Origin of the sequence: Citrobacter sp. L55 (assembly GCF_002850715.1) — a bacterium.
Taxonomy (GTDB): domain Bacteria; phylum Pseudomonadota; class Gammaproteobacteria; order Enterobacterales; family Enterobacteriaceae; genus Citrobacter; species Citrobacter braakii.
This window is the reverse complement of record NZ_KZ559422.1, coordinates 1-15,874: the sequence shown is the minus strand read 5'-3', so window position 1 is coordinate 15,874 and position 15,874 is coordinate 1. Positions and strand designations below refer to the sequence as shown.

At 53.5% G+C, this 15,874-nt stretch carries 15 protein-coding genes and 1 pseudogene; 7 read left to right on the top strand and 9 right to left on the bottom strand.

The window, feature by feature from the left end; all coding sequences use genetic code 11:
- Nucleotides 1-15 precede the first annotated feature (15 nt).
- The gene (locus tag B9P82_RS25660) at nt 16-1,674 is read right to left on the bottom strand and encodes a glycerone kinase (RefSeq protein ID WP_101701240.1); all 1,659 of its coding nucleotides are present in this window, start codon (nt 1,672-1,674) and stop codon (nt 16-18) included.
- 561 nt (nt 1,675-2,235) lie between these two features.
- Here B9P82_RS25660 and B9P82_RS25650 point away from each other — a divergent pair.
- The gene (locus B9P82_RS25650) at nt 2,236-3,333 is read left to right on the top strand and encodes a glycerol dehydrogenase (protein ID WP_016154586.1); all 1,098 of its coding nucleotides are present in this window, start codon (nt 2,236-2,238) and stop codon (nt 3,331-3,333) included.
- 92 nt (nt 3,334-3,425) lie between these two features.
- Nucleotides 3,426-5,351, top strand: a complete 1,926-nt coding sequence (dhaR, locus tag B9P82_RS25645) for a dihydroxyacetone kinase operon transcriptional regulator DhaR (protein ID WP_016154585.1) — start codon at nt 3,426-3,428, stop codon at nt 5,349-5,351.
- Here dhaR and B9P82_RS25640 read toward each other — a convergent pair.
- Genes B9P82_RS25640 through B9P82_RS25625 form a run of 4 tightly spaced genes read right to left on the bottom strand, consistent with a single transcriptional unit; the run spans nt 5,329 to nt 7,844 of the window.
- Nucleotides 5,329-5,859, bottom strand: a complete 531-nt coding sequence (locus B9P82_RS25640; RefSeq protein ID WP_101701238.1) for a cob(I)yrinic acid a,c-diamide adenosyltransferase — start codon at nt 5,857-5,859, stop codon at nt 5,329-5,331. The two genes, dhaR and B9P82_RS25640, sit on opposite strands and share 23 nt — an antisense overlap.
- Nucleotides 5,860-6,213 carry a glycerol dehydratase reactivase beta/small subunit family protein gene (locus tag B9P82_RS25635; protein WP_016157512.1) on the bottom strand — a complete coding sequence of 118 codons (354 nt, stop codon included), beginning with the start codon at nt 6,211-6,213 and terminating at the stop codon, nt 5,860-5,862.
- A 16-nt stretch (nt 6,214-6,229) separates the two neighbouring features.
- Nucleotides 6,230-7,393 carry a 1,3-propanediol dehydrogenase gene (gene dhaT / locus B9P82_RS25630; protein ID WP_101701237.1) on the bottom strand — a complete coding sequence of 388 codons (1,164 nt, stop codon included), beginning with the start codon at nt 7,391-7,393 and terminating at the stop codon, nt 6,230-6,232.
- A 22-nt stretch (nt 7,394-7,415) separates the two neighbouring features.
- Nucleotides 7,416-7,844, bottom strand: coding sequence for a GlcG/HbpS family heme-binding protein (locus B9P82_RS25625; RefSeq protein ID WP_047358664.1), 429 nt, complete (start codon nt 7,842-7,844; stop codon nt 7,416-7,418).
- A gap of 391 nt (nt 7,845-8,235) precedes the next feature.
- Here B9P82_RS25625 and B9P82_RS25620 point away from each other — a divergent pair, with 391 nt between their 5' ends.
- The 5 genes from B9P82_RS25620 to B9P82_RS25600 all read left to right on the top strand — a co-directional run bounded on the left by B9P82_RS25620 (nt 8,236) and on the right by B9P82_RS25600 (nt 13,189).
- A complete protein-coding gene (locus B9P82_RS25620; protein WP_101701236.1) occupies nt 8,236-9,903 on the top strand; it encodes a propanediol/glycerol family dehydratase large subunit in 1,668 nt (555 codons plus the stop codon).
- Nucleotides 9,904-9,914: 11 nt separating this feature from the next.
- Nucleotides 9,915-10,499: a propanediol/glycerol family dehydratase medium subunit gene (locus tag B9P82_RS25615; RefSeq protein ID WP_101701235.1), complete on the top strand. Its 585-nt coding sequence runs from the start codon at nt 9,915-9,917 to the stop codon at nt 10,497-10,499.
- A gap of 2 nt (nt 10,500-10,501) precedes the next feature.
- Complete coding sequence (locus tag B9P82_RS25610) at nt 10,502-10,930, top strand: diol dehydratase small subunit (RefSeq protein WP_047358662.1); 429 nt, start codon at nt 10,502-10,504, stop codon at nt 10,928-10,930.
- Nucleotides 10,931-10,940: 10 nt separating this feature from the next.
- On the top strand, nt 10,941-12,752 hold the full coding sequence (locus B9P82_RS25605) for a diol dehydratase reactivase subunit alpha (protein ID WP_101701234.1): 1,812 nt from the start codon (nt 10,941-10,943) through the stop codon (nt 12,750-12,752).
- A 113-nt stretch (nt 12,753-12,865) separates the two neighbouring features.
- Nucleotides 12,866-13,189 carry a DUF1889 family protein gene (locus B9P82_RS25600; RefSeq protein ID WP_071524484.1) on the top strand — a complete coding sequence of 108 codons (324 nt, stop codon included), beginning with the start codon at nt 12,866-12,868 and terminating at the stop codon, nt 13,187-13,189.
- 483 nt (nt 13,190-13,672) lie between these two features.
- Here B9P82_RS25600 and B9P82_RS25595 read toward each other — a convergent pair whose 3' ends face one another.
- From B9P82_RS25595 to B9P82_RS25575, 4 genes and pseudogenes are all read right to left on the bottom strand, one after another.
- Nucleotides 13,673-13,939, bottom strand: coding sequence for a hypothetical protein (locus B9P82_RS25595; RefSeq protein WP_047499199.1), 267 nt, complete (start codon nt 13,937-13,939; stop codon nt 13,673-13,675).
- Entirely contained in the window at nt 13,939-14,418 is a 480-nt protein-coding gene (locus B9P82_RS25590) for a DUF2778 domain-containing protein (protein WP_101701233.1), read from the bottom strand. Before B9P82_RS25590 ends, B9P82_RS25595 begins: the two co-directional genes overlap by 1 nt.
- Entirely contained in the window at nt 14,415-14,897 is a 483-nt protein-coding gene (locus B9P82_RS25585) for an Hcp family type VI secretion system effector (RefSeq protein WP_101701232.1), read from the bottom strand. The genes B9P82_RS25590 and B9P82_RS25585 overlap by 4 nt, the downstream gene beginning before the upstream one ends.
- Before the next feature lie 795 nt (nt 14,898-15,692).
- Nucleotides 15,693-15,874, bottom strand: a pseudogene (locus B9P82_RS25575) (IS5/IS1182 family transposase); the annotation flags it as partial.

Below are 15,874 nucleotides of genomic sequence, written 5' to 3'. Positions count from 1 at the left end.
GCTCCTTGTTACATCTTAGCCCTGCTCACTCTCTGCCAGCGCTTTAAACACCATCGCTACGGCGTGCGCGCCGGGGTCCATATTTCCGAGCAGGCTTTCGCTGCTCAGATACGATGCGCGACCCGCATTGGCTTTGCTCGACAAACAGGTTCGTTCGGCTCCCGCTTGCGCGGCGTCGAATGCGGCCTGCAGATTTTTCGGCTGTGCGAGCAGCGAGGTCAGGGCCGGTTGCAGCGCATCAATCATCGTGCGATCGCCTTCGTCTGCGCCGCCGTAGAACTTCATCTGCGCCAGCCCCGTATTTAGCGCTTCGACAACGTTAGCGCCCTGTTCCAGTTTCTGCCCGGCGGCGGTAAAGAAGATTGACATCAGCACACCGCTGGAACCGCCCATCACCACGGTCAGACGTTCGCCAATCAGCGCGAACAGCGTGGCAAGGTTATTCAGCGGCAGCTGCTGGCGATGCAGCAGGCTGGCAATTTCACGCGCGCCGGCGGCAAAGGTCGAACCGGTATCGCCATCGCCGACTTTGGCGTCCAGCGCATTCAGATGAGTCTCCAGATCGGAAAGGGTTGCGGTGACCAGCTCCACAATCCCGGCCACCAGGGCGTTTGCCGAAGGCTGGAATTCCACGCGGGCGCTACGCTGATATGACGCTACGCAGCTGATTTCACGCGGTGGGACCGGCGTCGGCCAGTTGCTGGTTTCCACTTCGGTGAGCAGTGCTTTTTCGATGCTCTCTTCCAGCACGATGGCCGTCAGTGAGAAGCCTTTCATATCCAGCGCAGTGACCAGCGAGGCCGGGCCAATTAGCCAGTCGATACGCGAGTGCAGCGGGCTGCTGGCGAGTTCGCGGGTGATGATGGCCATTTCGGCCACGGAAACGCCGCCAAGATTATTAATCATCACCGCCAGACGACCGGTTTCAGGCAGGGCGGCCAGCAGTTTATCCACCATCAGGTTCACCACTTGCGCACTGTTTTGGGTGTCGATAACCGATGCGCCTGGTTCACCGTGAATGCCCATACCCAGCTCCGCATGACCCGGATGATGACGAGGGGCTGCGTCGGTTTCTTGCGGCAAATGACAGCTGGAAAGCGCTACGCCCAGACTAAAGGTGTTGCTGGCTGCGTACTGCGCTTCACGCAGGACGGTGGCGAGGTTATAGCCGCGTTCGGCAAAATAGCCTGCGATTTTATGCACCAGGATAGTTCCCGCAATGCCACGTGGGTGTTTGTTATCCGGCAGGGAGATGTCGTCGCCGACAATCAGCATTTCAACGTTATAGCCAAGGCGACGCGCCTTCTCGGCGGCGAGACCGAAATTAAGACGGTCACCGGTGTAGTTTTTCACAATCAACAAACAGCCAGCCTCACCGGTCACCGCCTGAATCGCGGTCAGTACAGCATCCACGCTCGGGGAGGCGAAAACGTCGCCGCAGACCGCAGCGGTTAGCATGCCTTTACCGATAAACCCAACGTGCGCGGGTTCGTGTCCCGAACCGCCGCCGGAAATGACCGCTACGTTATTTTTATTAAGGTCACGACGGACCACGATGCGAATGGCCGGATCGCTTTCCAGACGCGCCAGGTTATTCCATGGGCTGGCGATAATCGCCCCGTCGATGACGTCGCTCACGAGATGGGTGCGTTGGTTAAAAAAGAATTGAGACATAACGGCTCCTCGAGGTTGAGTGAAAGACAAACCCCCGAATGTAGGATCATGGTGCGGAGGCAATGAAGAGATTCTGGCGAAGTCAGCGTGGAAAAAAACAACGCTAAAATGAGTTTCATTACGGAACGCTGACGTTGTTTTTTGTTCCGAAATGAAACTTAAAAAGGCGGGGAATGATCATAATGCGAGCTCGCTCGACTTTTTTCTCCTGCGATCAGCGCCGCTCATACGGCGCAGCCAGCCTTTTTTTTCCGGTTTTAATACAACTGCATGAGTAAAAGAGGAACAGAGCTTCGTGTTTGCCGGAGATTTGGGGGTAAATGTACGGATCGGGATCGCAAACCTTATCATTTTTGTGGATAAGCGTTCCAGAATGGAACGTGCGTCGTTTTTATCTGTTTCATATCAGAACAAAATGACGAAAGATTTTTTTGTTCACGCCTCGCCATACAGTTATTGCATCGCTCCGGTACCACCTGTTTTTGCCGACAGCAACAGGCCAAACAGGTTAACGCCAGGGCTCACCATGTAAAAACATGTACTTATTTGAGGATGAAAGGAATGCTAAAAGTTATTCAATCTCCAGCCAAATATCTCCAGGGCCCTGACGCTTCCACCTTATTTGGCCAATACGCTAAAAATCTGGCGGACAGCTTTTTCGTGATTGCGGATGACTTCGTGATGAAGCTGGCGGGAGAGAAGGTACTCAATGGCCTGCACAGCCACGACATTAGCTGCCACGCGGAACGCTTCAACGGTGAATGCAGCCATATTGAAATTAATCGCCTGATTGCCATTCTGAAACAGCACGGTTGCCGCGGCGTGGTTGGGATTGGCGGCGGGAAAACGTTGGATACCGCCAAAGCGATTGGTTACTACCAGAAGCTACCGGTGGTGGTGATCCCGACTATCGCCTCTACCGATGCACCAACCAGCGCGCTGTCCGTTATCTATACCGAAGCCGGTGAGTTTGAAGAGTATCTGATCTACCCGAAAAACCCGGATATGGTGGTGATGGACACCGCAATCATTGCCAAAGCGCCGGTACGCCTGCTGGTGGCCGGGATGGGCGATGCGCTCTCAACCTGGTTTGAAGCGAAAGCCTGTTATGACGCCAGAGCGACCAGCATGGCGGGCGGACAGTCCACCGTAGCGGCGCTGAGCCTGGCGCGCCTGTGCTATGATACCCTGCTGGCGGAAGGCGAAAAGGCACGCTTTGCCGCGCAGGCTGGCGTGGTGACTGATGCGCTGGAGCGTATTGTCGAAGCGAACACTTACCTCAGCGGCATCGGCTTTGAAAGCAGTGGTCTTGCAGGGGCGCATGCTATCCACAACGGTTTTACGATTCTGGAAGAGTGTCACCATTTGTACCACGGTGAAAAAGTCGCCTTTGGTACGCTGGCGCAGCTGGTGCTGCAAAACAGCCCGATGGAAGAGATCGAAACCGTGCTGAATTTCTGTCAGAAAGTAGGCCTGCCGGTAACGTTAGCGGAAATGGGCGTAAAAGACGACATTGACGGCAAGATCATGGCCGTGGCCAAAGCGACCTGCGCGGAAGGTGAAACCATCCACAATATGCCGTTCCCGGTGACGCCTGAGAGCGTACATGCCGCGATACTGACGGCAGACCTGCTGGGACAGCAGTGGCTGGCGCGTTAATCAGTCGTCGGTAAGTTTTTATCCGGCATCTTCTCCCCCCTCTGACAGTCTCTGCCGGAGGGGTTGTCTATGGTAAAACAGCGGAAAGGGATATGACGACGCACACTCAGGACATTGGGAAGGAAGTCTCTTCGGTCATTGCCCAGTCATGGCATCGTTGCAGCAAGTTTATGCAGCGGGAAACCTGGCAGGCGCCGCATCAGGCGCAGGGCCTGACCTTTGAGTCGATCTGTCGTCGCAAAACGGCGCTGCTGACGATTGCTCAGGCCGCGCTGGAAGATGCCTGGGAGTTTATGGACGGCCGTCCGTGCGCGTTGCTAATTCTGGATGAATCGGCCTGTATTCTCAGCCGTTGCGGCGATCCGCAGACGGTGGAGCAACTGGCGGAGCTCGGTTTTCGCGACGGCAGTTACTGTGCGGAAAGCATTATTGGCAGCTGCGCGTTGTCGCTGGCGACGATGCCGGGGCAACCGACAAAAACCTCTGGCGATCAGCACTTTAAACAGGCGTTGCATCCGTGGTCGTTCTGCTCTACGCCAGTATTCGATAACCATGGTCGACTGTTTGGCTCCATCTCGCTGTGCTGTCTGGTAGAGCATGAGTGCGTTTCTGATTTATCCCTGACGCTGGCGATTGCCAGAGAAGTCGGCAACTCATTGCTGACTGACAGCCTGCTGGCTGAATCCAACCGCCATCTGAACCAGATGTACGGGCTGCTGGAGAGTATGGATGATGGCGTGATGGCCTGGAACGAACAGGGCGTATTGCAGTTCCTCAATGCGCGCGCGGCGCTGCTTTTGCATCTCGACGCGCAGGCCAGCCAGGGGAAGAATATTAACGACCTGCTCAATCTCCCCATGCTGCTGCGTCGGGCGATCAAACATGCCCGCGGCCTGAATCATGTCGAAGTCACCTTTGAAAGCCAGCACCAGTTTGTTGATGCCGTCATCACCCTGAAACCGATTGTTGAAGAGCAGGGCAACAGCTTTATCCTGCTGCTGCATCCGGTGGAGCAAATGCGTCAACTGATGACCAGCCAGCTCGGCAAGGTGAGCCACACCTTTGAGCAGATGTCGACAGACGATCCAGAAACCCGACGTTTGATCCACTTTGGTCGTCAGGCGGCGAGGGGAAGTTTCCCGATCCTGCTGTGCGGGGAAGAGGGCGTCGGTAAAGAGCTACTGAGTCAGGCCATTCACAATGAAAGCGAACGCGCCAGCGGGCCGTATATCGCCGTGAACTGCCAGCTGTATGCCAACAGCGTACTGGGGCAGGATTTTATGGGCAGTGCGCCTACTGATGATGAAAACGGTCGGCTGAGCCGTCTTGAACTGGCGAACGGCGGCACGCTGTTTCTGGAAAAAATTGAATATCTGGCGCCGGAGTTACAATCCGCGTTGCTGCAGGTGATTAAGCAGGGCGTTTTAACCCGCCTGGATGCCCGGCGGTTGATTCCGGTGGATGTCAAAGTGATCGCTACCACCACGGTTGATCTCGCGAATCTGGTGGAGCAAAACCGCTTTAGCCGTCAGTTGTATTACGCGCTGCACTCTTTTGAGATCGTTATCCCGCCGCTGCGGGCGCGGCGTAACAGTATTCCATCGCTGATTTATACGCGGTTGAATAGCCTAAAAAAACGCTTTTCATCCAGCCTGAAGATCGACGACGACGCGTTGGCACAACTGGTGGCCTATTCGTGGCCGGGTAATGATTTTGAGCTGAACAGCATTATTGAAAACATCGCCATCAGCAGCGATAACGGCCATATTCGGCTGAGCAATCTGCCGGATTATCTGTTTGCCGAACGTCCTGGTCTGGAGACGGCATCTTCACTGCTGCCCGCCAGCCTGACCTTTACCGCCATCGAGAAAGAGGCGATTATCCATGCCGCCCGCGTGACCAGTGGGCGTGTTCAGGAGATGTCGCAACTGCTGAATATTGGTCGCACCACCTTGTGGCGTAAGATGAAGCAGTACGACATTGATGCCAGCCAGTTTAAGCGTAAACATCTGGAGTAGTTTCTTCGATTCTGGCCATCGAGAACAGCGCATCCGACAGCCGGTTGATATAACGCCTGGCCTCATCGCGTAACGTCAGCGTTCTGCCCATCGCGATGAGGATCCGCTCCAGCCGACGCGTCAGGGTTCGCGCAACGTGCAGCTGTGCCGATGCCAGATTTTTCCCCGGAATAACAAACTCTTTGAGCGGGCCGCTTTGCGCCATATTGCGGTCAATAAGCTGCTCCAGCGCCTGAATATCCTCTTCGCCAATACGCTGTTTTAAGCGTGTGAGTCCTTTCTGATCGCTGGCGAGTTCCGCCCCCAGTACGAACAGCATCTTCTGCATAGCGTGCAGTTCCTGGCGTAGCTCGGCCTGGCGCGTGCTGGCATAGCAGACGCCAAGCTGGGAAATCAGTTCATCCACCGTGCCGTAGGCCTCAACGCGGATGTCGTCTTTATCGATACGGCTGCCGCCAAACAGCGCGGTCGTGCCGTTATCACCGGTTCGGGTATAGATGCGGTACATTTATTTTATCTCGCTGAAGGGAAGAACTTTAACCAGTTGACCGGCATTGGCGCCGAGCGTGCGGATCTGTGCTGTCCCGGCGCGGGTATGCCCGCAGACCAGCGCCCGATCCTCGGGCAACTGGGCATGGGTTAAGGCAATATCACCGGTGGCGTTGAGACCGAGACCCACGCGCAGCGCCGAACTTTTGGCCGCCAGTTTGCCGAGCGCCAGCGCGCAGTCATGATCGTCGCAACAGATTGCCCGGCAGGGAACGCCTTGCTCTTCCAGCCCCCAACACAGCTCATCAAGCACGCGAGTACCCTGCCAGCGTGAGTGATAAAACAGGTGTACGCCCGGTGATGAAAGTAACATTGCGCCCCCTGCGTTATCAGAATGCCTGACGGAAGATCTCGGCAATTTCTTTCTCGTTCCCTTTGCGCGGGTTGGAGAAGGCGTTACCGTCCTTCAGTGCCATTTCAGCCATATACGGGAAATCGGCTTCTTTGACGCCCAGATCGCGCAGATGCTGCGGAATACCGATGTCGGCGGAGAGGCGGGCAATAGCATGAATGGCCAGCTCGGCGGCATCCATGGTGGAGAGTCCGTTAGTGTTTTCGCCCATAAACTCTGCGATGTCGGCAAATTTTTCCGGGTTAGCGATCAGGTTATAGCGCGCTACGTGCGGCAGCAGTACGGCATTCGCCACGCCGTGCGGCATGTCGTAAAGACCGCCAAGCTGATGCGCCATCGCGTGAACGTAGCCGAGGTTGGCGTTGTTGAAGGCCATACCCGCCAGCAGGGAGGCGTAGGCCATGTTCTCGCGAGCTTTCAGGTTGCTGCCCAGCGCCACGGCTTGGCGCAAGTTACGGGAGATCAGGCGGATCGCCTGGATAGCGGCAGCGTCGGTGACCGGGTTGGCATCTTTGGAAATGTAGGCTTCCACGGCGTGGGTCAGGGCGTCCATCCCGGTGGCCGCAGTCAGTGGGGCTGGTTTGCCGAGCATCAGCAGCGGATCGTTAATAGAGACCGACGGCAGGTTGCGCCAGCTGACAATCACAAACTTCACTTTGGTTTTGGTATTGGTCAGCACGCAGTGGCGGGTGACTTCGCTGGCGGTCCCGGCGGTGGTATTTACCGCAACGATCGGCGGCAGCGGGTTGGTCAGGGTTTCAATCCCGGCATAGCTGTAGAGATCCCCTTCGTGAGTCGCGGCGATACCGATGCCTTTACCGCAGTCATGCGGGCTACCGCCGCCAACGGTAACGATGATGTCGCAATGCTCTTTCCGAAAGACCTCCAGGCCGTCGCGCACGTTGGTGTCTTTGGGGTTTGGCTCAACGCCGTCAAAAACCACGACGTCAATACCGGCTTCACGCAGATGTGTGAGGGTTTTATCTACCGCGCCGTCTTTAATTGCCCGCAGACCTTTATCAGTGACCAGCAGCGCTTTTTTACCGCCCAACAGTTTACAGCGTTCGCCGACCACGGAAATAGCATTGGGGCCAAAGAAGTTCACATTTGGCACCAGGTAATCAAACATACGATAGCTCATAATATACCTTCTTAGATTTAAATTATAATTCAGAGAAACAATTTAATGCGGTTTCTGCTAATAATCTGTCTTGTTCGACGGTACCGCCACTTACGCCAACGGCACCGATTAATTCGCCGTTTAATATGACAGGTAAACCGCCGCCAAAAATAACAATTCGTTGTTGATTGGTGAGCTGCAAGCCATATAGAGAGGCACCTGGTTGTACCGCATCGGTAATTTCATGGGTACCCTGTCGCAGGCAGCAGGCGGTATAAGCTTTATTAAGAGAGATATCACAGCTGGTGACAAACGCGTCGTCCATACGTTGCATTAGCAGCGTGTTCCCGCCGTGATCCACCACGGAAAACACCACCGGAACGTTGATTTCAAGCGCTTTAGCCTCGACGGCCTGCGCCATTTTCTTTGCAGCCGCCAGCGTAATGGTGGCGATTTGTTGGCTCTTATTCACAGTCTCTCCTGAAAAGGTTGTAGGGCTGAGGTCACGAAAATATCGCGCAACAGCTATTTTTATCATTGGCTTTATCTTATTTTCTCGCCCCGCGTTATTAAGTCAATAGGGTGGGAATTTCAAAAATATTACGTTCAGTTTCCTGTTGCGGTGTTTATTGATAATGATCATTTAACCTCGTCACAATTCGCGGTGAATATTCCTGAGCCGCGTTTCAATATGAAACGATGGTTTTTTATTACGTGCCAAATTGGAACGAAATTAATTTTATTTTTTTATTGTCCTGCTCATTTAGAGTTCGGCTATTGCTGATGAAAGGCGAATGCCGGGTGTTGTGTCCCCGGCAATACGGCCCGGCGTCCCTATTTTTTATCTTTTGAGTCCATAAACTATGAGAAGATCAAAACGATTCGAAGTGCTTGCCCAGCGGCCTGTAAATCAGGATGGGCTAATTGGCGAATGGCCTGAAGAGGGGCTGATCGCAATGGAAAGCCCTTACGATCCGGCTTCGTCGGTGAAGGTGGCAAATGGTCGTATTGTTGAGCTGGACGGCAAGAGCCGCGCCGAGTTCGACATGATTGACCGGTTCATTGCCGATTACGCGATTAACGTGCCCGAGGCCGAGCGCGCCATGCAGCTCGACGCGCTGGAGATCGCCAGAATGCTGGTGGATATCCACGTCAGTCGGGAAGAGATCATTGCCATTACGACTGCCATCACCCCGGCGAAAGCGGTGGAGGTGATGGCGCAAATGAACGTGGTGGAGATGATGATGGCGCTGCAAAAAATGCGCGCCAGACGCACCCCCTCCAATCAGTGCCACGTGACCAACCTGAAAGATAACCCGGTACAGATTGCTGCCGACGCTGCTGAAGCGGGGATCCGTGGCTTTTCCGAACAGGAAACAACGGTCGGGATCGCCCGCTATGCGCCGTTTAACGCCCTGGCGCTGCTGGTGGGGTCCCAATGCGGTCGCCCCGGCGTGCTGACGCAATGCTCCGTTGAAGAGGCCACGGAGCTGGAACTGGGAATGCGCGGGCTAACCAGCTACGCCGAAACGGTGTCGGTATATGGCACGGAGTCGGTGTTTACCGATGGCGATGATACGCCGTGGTCAAAAGCGTTTCTTGCCTCGGCGTATGCTTCTCGTGGTCTGAAGATGCGCTACACCTCCGGCACCGGCTCGGAAGCGCTGATGGGCTATTCCGAAAGTAAATCGATGCTTTATCTGGAGTCGCGTTGCATTTTTATCACCAAAGGCGCGGGCGTACAGGGGTTACAAAACGGCGCGGTCAGCTGTATCGGCATGACCGGCGCTGTGCCGTCGGGGATTCGCGCGGTGCTGGCGGAAAACCTGATTGCCTCGATGCTCGACCTTGAAGTGGCCTCCGCCAATGACCAGACCTTTTCCCACTCCGATATTCGTCGTACTGCTCGCACCCTGATGCAGATGCTGCCGGGCACCGACTTTATCTTCTCCGGCTATAGCGCGGTACCGAACTACGACAACATGTTTGCCGGGTCGAACTTCGACGCTGAAGACTTCGATGATTACAACATTCTGCAACGCGATCTGATGGTTGACGGGGGCCTGCGTCCGGTCACGGAAGAGGAGACAATCGCCATCCGCAATAAGGCCGCGCGCGCCATTCAGGCGGTGTTCCGCGAACTGGGCCTGCCGCTGATTAGCGATGAAGAGGTGGACGCCGCCACTTACGCTCACGGCAGCAAAGATATGCCCGCGCGCAATGTGGTGGAAGATTTGGCTGCCGTGGAAGAGATGATGAAACGCAATATCACCGGGCTGGATATCGTCGGCGCGTTGAGTTCCAGCGGCTTCGAAGACATCGCCAGCAATATCCTCAACATGCTGAGGCAGCGTGTTACTGGTGATTATCTGCAAACGTCGGCCATTCTGGATCGTCAGTTCGACGTCGTCAGCGCCGTTAATGACATCAACGATTATCAGGGACCCGGCACCGGCTATCGCATCTCTGCCGAACGTTGGGCGGAAATTAAAAATATTGCGGGCGTGGTTCAGCCCGGCTCGATCGAATAAGGCGGTACACAGTGGAATGCACAACTGAACGTAAGCCGGTTTTCACCTTGCAGGTGAGCGAAGGCGAGGCGGCTAAAGCGGACGAACGCGTGGATGAAGTCGTGATAGGCGTCGGCCCGGCCTTTGATAAGTATCAGCACAAAACATTGATTGATATGCCGCACAAAGCGATTTTGAAAGAACTGGTTGCCGGCATTGAAGAAGAGGGCCTGCATGCTCGGGTGGTGAGGATTCTGCGCACTTCTGATGTTTCATTTATGGCATGGGATGCGGCAAATCTCAGCGGTTCTGGCATCGGGATTGGTATCCAGTCGAAAGGAACCACGGTGATTCATCAGCGCGAACTGCTGCCTCTGAGCAACCTTGAGCTGTTCTCTCAGGCTCCGCTGCTGACGCTGGAAACCTATCGCCAGATTGGTAAAAACGCCGCGCGCTATGCACGTAAAGAGTCGCCTTCGCCAGTGCCAGTGGTTAATGACCAGATGGTACGACCCAAATTTATGGCCAAGGCCGCGCTGTTTCATATCAAAGAAACCAAACACGTGGTGCAGGATGCTGCGCCTGTCACGCTGCATATTGCACTCGTAAGGGAATGACCATGAACGACAACATCATGACCGCGCAGGATTATCCATTAGCGACCCGCTGCCCGGAGAAAATCCAGACTCCTACCGGCAAACCGCTAACCGAGATTACCCTTGAGAATGTGCTGGCGGGCCGCGTAGGTCCGCAGGATGTGCGTATTTCTCAGCAAACGCTGGAGTACCAGGCGCAGATTGCCGAACAGATGCAGCGTCACGCCGTGGCGCGTAATTTCCGTCGTGCGGCGGAGCTTATAGCAATCCCGGATGCCCGTATTCTTGAAATTTACAACGCGCTGCGGCCGTTTCGTTCTTCGTTCGCCGAGCTTCAGGCCATTGCCGATGAACTGGAACATACCTGGCATGCCACGGTGAACGCCGGGTTTGTCCGCGAGTCGGCAGAGGTGTATCTGCAGAGAAACAAGCTGCGTAAAGGCAGCCAGTGACGGAGGTTGTATGCCGTTAATTGCAGGGATTGATATCGGCAACGCCACCACCGAAGTGGCGTTGGCGCAGCATGGCCGGTTTATCTCCAGCGGGATTGTCGCTACGACCGGTATGAAAGGCACACGGGACAATATTGCCGGGGTGGTGGCCTCCCTGCAGCAGGCGCTGAATAACACCCCGTGGTCGCTTCAGGATGTGGCGAAAATCTGCATCAACGAGGCGGCACCGGTGATTGGCGATGTGGCGATGGAAACCATCACTGAAACCATCATTACCGAATCAACAATGATTGGGCATAACCCGCAAACGCCCGGCGGCGTTGGCGTGGGAATGGGAACCACCATCGCCGTGGAGAAGCTGGCGGCGTTGAGTGAAGATCGGTTTACCCAGGGCTGGATCCCGCTGGTCGGTGAGGAGAGGGATTTCCTCGAGGCGGTTTGGTATATCAATGAGGCGCTGGATCGCGGGGTCAACGTGGTGGCGGCGATCCTGAAAAAAGATGATGGCGTGCTGGTGAACAATCGTCTGCGTCGAACAATGCCGGTGGTAGATGAAGTCACCCTGCTGGAGAAGGTGCCGGAAGGTGTGCTGGCGGCGGTGGAAGTGGCGGCCCCAGGACAGGTGGTGCGAGTGCTGTCGAATCCTTACGGCATCGCGACCTTCTTTACGCTGACGCCCGAGGAAACGCAAACTATCGTCCCCATCGCCAGGGCGCTAATTGGCAACCGTTCCGCCGTGGTGCTGAAAACCCCGCAGGGTGATGTGCGCTCAAGGGTGATCCCGGCGGGTAAGATCTTTATCCGCGGCGAAAAGCGCGGCGGTGAAGCCGACGTAGCGCAAGGCGCACAGGCCATTATGCAGGCGATGAGCACCTGTGCGCCCGTGTGCGATATTCGTGGTGAAGCAGGTACGCATGCAGGCGGCATGCTGGAGCGGGTGCGTAAGGTGATGGCCTCGCTGACCGGTCACGACATGAACGCGGTGTATATTCAGGATCTGTTGGCGGTGGATACGTTTATTCCCCGCAAGGTGCAGGGCGGTATTGCCGGGGAGTGTTCAATGGAGAACGCCGTTGGCATTGCGGCGATGGTGAAATCCGATCGCTTACAGATGCAGGCCATCGCCAGTGAGCTGAGCGCCCGGTTAAACATCCCGGTTGAAGTCGGCGGCGTGGAGGCCAACATGGCTGTCGCCGGTGCGTTAACAACGCCCGGATGTGCTGCACCGCTGGCGATCCTCGATTTAGGCGCAGGCTCCACCGATGCCGCCATTATCAATAGCGATGGCGTAGTGAAAGCGGTCCATCTGGCTGGCGCGGGGAATATGGTCAGCCTGTTGATTCAAACCGAGCTGGGCTTAAGCGATCCGTATCTGGCGGAGGAAATTAAAAAATACCCGCTGGCAAAAGTGGAGAGCCTGTTCAGCATTCGCCACGAGAACGGCGCGGTGGAGTTTTTTCGCGAACCGCTCAGTCCGTCAGTTTTTGCCAAAGTCGTTTATCTGAAAAACGGCGAGCTGATCCCCGTAGATAACCAGACCTCGCTGGAAAAAATTCGGTTGGTGCGCCGACAGGCCAAAGAGAAAGTTTTTGTGACCAACTGCCTGCGCGCTTTACGCCAGGTGTCACCCGGCGGCTCTATTCGCGATATGACTTTTGTGGTGCTGGTGGGCGGCTCCTCGCTGGATTTCGAAATCCCGCAGATGATCACCGACGCGCTGGCGCATTACGGCGTGGTTGCCGGACAGGGCAACATCCGTGGTACCGAAGGGCCGCGTAATGCGGTAGCGACCGGGCTGGTTTTGGCCGGAATAGCGAATTAATCGTGCAGAAAACAGCCGCCGCAAGCGTTTAGCTGCGGGGTAAATCAAATAAAGGTGATGTTCTCTTTGATATCCCGGCGGAGTTGGGTACATAGTATAAATGTGTCTCTCACGTGGTTAATTTTAAGGATAAGAGCATGCCAACAGCAATTGAGAAAGCATTGGATTTTATTGGTGGTATGAACACTTCGGCGTCAGTACCCCATTCAATGGATGAAAGTACCGCTAAGGGAATCTTAAAGTATTTGCATGACTTAGGTGTGCCAGCAAGTCCGGAAGCTGTGATGGCACGGGGTGAGCAGGAGGGATGGAATCCCGAGTTCACGAAAAAAGTGGCCGGATGGGCAGAAAAAGTGGCCTCCGGTAACCGCATCCTTATCAAGAACCCAGAGTATTTTTCAACTTATATGCAGGAGCAGCTCAAAGAGCTAGTTTGAGCTGACTATCGAATCAAACTCTAACGGACGTTTCCATCTCTGGATGGCGACGTCCAGAGGGGGTTGCCTTTCGCATGTTCTCGCCTTATCACGTGAAACACTTTCCGTCCCTGCCTGACTTGTTTTTCTTGTTACTCATTTCACATTTCGGTGCAAACAGGTAGAGCGCTATCAGCCAGGTTCAGTTGATTTGATCTTAGCGAACAAGCTGGACATTATCGACGTGGCTGAAGTGGATGTTAACCACTTAATTTCATGATAAATATAATAAAAATCCAAAAGGTGAACAGGTGGACACTTTTTTATATAAAGTAATTTTTGTGATTTTTTGAGTATGGATTGTGGGGCGTTAAAAGTTACAGGTAATAAAAACGCGCCTAATAACTTCGGCGCGTTTGTGGTGTATTTCCGCTGTGGCCACCTGTCAGGTGGTCATGTTCGAATCACAAGGTAATACGTTGGCAGAGCCTGGACACGTAAACGTCATGTGTTTTCACCCTGTGATTTTTTCCACTTCCTCTGTCTGGCAGCAGCAATAAACCAGATCGCAAACGTAGTGATGGCTATAGCCAGAAAATACAGAATCAGTGAAAACCCGTCATTCCAGTGCGCTTCCTGTATGAATCCATAGTTTTCCTCATACCACGCCATAAACGCTTCATCAGGGATGAAGTAACAAAGCAGGGTGTAAACCACTGTCAGGGCGAGCAGTTCAGAAAGCCATAAAAAAACATGTGTGGCCGGTTTCATCAGTACACCTGTATTGTGCCGAACGCTTTTAATTGAGCCGTAACCATAACTGATGGTGTGCTTAATAAAGCCTCAAGTAAGATTGCGTAATCTGCATGGCTGGGTAGCGTAATGCAGCCATCACTAATGCCCGATTTACCCGCGGGATGTAAACGGAAGTTACCCCGCTCAACACCGTCTATGAATGAGATATCATCAGTTTGGCTATCCTGGCGATAAAGCGCAAACCATAGATCGCGATCTGAGCCGCTCTCTAAGCCGTGCACCATATCCCGCCAGCGGGAGTGAAGCCCGCCTCTTTGGCGCGTCACGATGTAGTAAAGACCGGGCGGCAATGGCCCTTTTTTTACTACTGTAATCGAAGCAGGGTTATTCCTGTGTGGCCCTGCATTTCCTGAGTACGCCGGGAAAAAACCAACGCCCGGGCAACTTAATGTTGATAGCTGTCCGCCATTAAGATGGAAGGTGCACCGGATCATCTTTCATTCCACGCATCAGAAAACTGAATGTTGCCATCACAGTATTTCCAGGTAATCCGCTCATACCGCATGGCTACGTTTTCAAGATGATTATGTTTTTCGGTCGCCGGGTTTTTGATATCGAGCATATGCGGCGCGGAGCTGACGATCTTCACGTTCTCAAGCAACATGTTGAAGTATTCAACTTCTTGCCCGGCGTCGTTAATTCTGTACCATTTAAATTCTGCGCTTTTAAGTGTCTGCCCGGTGGCAATAGCCTTGTAAAGATACGGGCTGGAAGAGTCGAACTCTTTTTGAAAGTTAAGGGGGGCATGTTGCCTGGTGCCGGTGAGTTTTCCGGTTCTGCTGTCTGTCGGAATATGCAGACTATGACCAAAAGATAGAATCTCTATGCTTCCCTCTCTATCCTGGACATCAACTGAACCTTTGATATCCGCGCCGCCGTCGTCTTTTAAAAATAAATATGCAGGAATAGCCATTATATAAACGCCTTTTAGTTAATGAGGTGACTAAATCCTATAACCTAAGCCGCTAGTATGTCTAAAATAATTTTATTGTAAGCTGGTAAATAACATATATGTGAATGTGTTATTTGGATTTATATAAAAAATAAATGAAAGGAAAGTATAATGGAGAATATTGAAATCGATAAACATAAAAAATTCATAAATGCGATAATTTGGAATTAAAAAACTGGAAGAATATAAGTGATCTTTAAATTCTGAAGCATTTTTCTTTGTCGATTATCATGGATTTTTATGTGGTTCACTTTCTGGTGAGATGCTGGCCGCCAATCGGGAACAGCTCAATGTAATGATAGAATATTTGAATGGATTGCGCACCGAGATAAACCGATGAAATCATTCAGGGTAATGTAAATTATTTGTTCGATATTGTTTGTTATCTATCGGATATTGATTATCTGCATTTTAGGTTATTTTAATAATTATTAACCTGTTTTATTAATTAACGTGGCACTCAGACGTGAGCCGCCACTGATCGCCCGGTTTCCTTTTCCGCTCCTGCGGTTTTCCTTCTCCCGGCGGCGGGTAATCTTCAATTTTTCGGAAGTGGCCCAACGACGCAGACGTGTGTTTGTTGTCGCAAGTGCTCGAGATGATTTCTATCCCGCAGCGGTACTTTTTGAGTTCGACGGCGTGCGCCGGGATATTGCGCCGGGTACTGAGCAAAATATTTTGCCGACGTTACCCGGAGCAGGGCTTTGTTGAATAAATCAGATTTCGGGTAAGTCTCCCCCGTAGCGGGTTGTGTTTTCAGGCAATACGCACGCTTTCAGGTATACCTGCTTTCGTCATTTTGTTCAGCGCTCGTACCAGGGCCATAGCCTCCGCAACCTGACCATCGTAGTCACGCAGCGTCAGTGAACCCCCGAACAGCTGTTTTACCCGGTACATCGCCGTTTCCGCTATCGAGCGACGGTTGTAATCTGTTGTCC

What these genes read in the sequence shown, in the direction of transcription:
- B9P82_RS25660 (WP_101701240.1), bottom strand. Translation starts at nt 1,674, where the DNA reads ATGTCTCAATTCTTTTTTAACCAACGCACCCATCTCGTGAGCGACGTC.
- B9P82_RS25650 (WP_016154586.1), top strand. Translation starts at nt 2,236, where the DNA reads ATGCTAAAAGTTATTCAATCTCCAGCCAAATATCTCCAGGGCCCTGAC.
- dhaR (WP_016154585.1), top strand. Translation starts at nt 3,426, where the DNA reads ATGACGACGCACACTCAGGACATTGGGAAGGAAGTCTCTTCGGTCATT.
- B9P82_RS25640 (WP_101701238.1), bottom strand. Translation starts at nt 5,859, where the DNA reads ATGTACCGCATCTATACCCGAACCGGTGATAACGGCACGACCGCGCTG.
- B9P82_RS25635 (WP_016157512.1), bottom strand. Translation starts at nt 6,213, where the DNA reads ATGTTACTTTCATCACCGGGCGTACACCTGTTTTATCACTCACGCTGG.
- dhaT (WP_101701237.1), bottom strand. Translation starts at nt 7,393, where the DNA reads ATGAGCTATCGTATGTTTGATTACCTGGTGCCAAATGTGAACTTCTTT.
- B9P82_RS25620 (WP_101701236.1), top strand. Translation starts at nt 8,236, where the DNA reads ATGAGAAGATCAAAACGATTCGAAGTGCTTGCCCAGCGGCCTGTAAAT.
- B9P82_RS25610 (WP_047358662.1), top strand. Translation starts at nt 10,502, where the DNA reads ATGAACGACAACATCATGACCGCGCAGGATTATCCATTAGCGACCCGC.
- B9P82_RS25605 (WP_101701234.1), top strand. Translation starts at nt 10,941, where the DNA reads ATGCCGTTAATTGCAGGGATTGATATCGGCAACGCCACCACCGAAGTG.
- B9P82_RS25595 (WP_047499199.1), bottom strand. Translation starts at nt 13,939, where the DNA reads ATGAAACCGGCCACACATGTTTTTTTATGGCTTTCTGAACTGCTCGCC.
- B9P82_RS25590 (WP_101701233.1), bottom strand. Translation starts at nt 14,418, where the DNA reads ATGATCCGGTGCACCTTCCATCTTAATGGCGGACAGCTATCAACATTA.
- B9P82_RS25585 (WP_101701232.1), bottom strand. Translation starts at nt 14,897, where the DNA reads ATGGCTATTCCTGCATATTTATTTTTAAAAGACGACGGCGGCGCGGAT.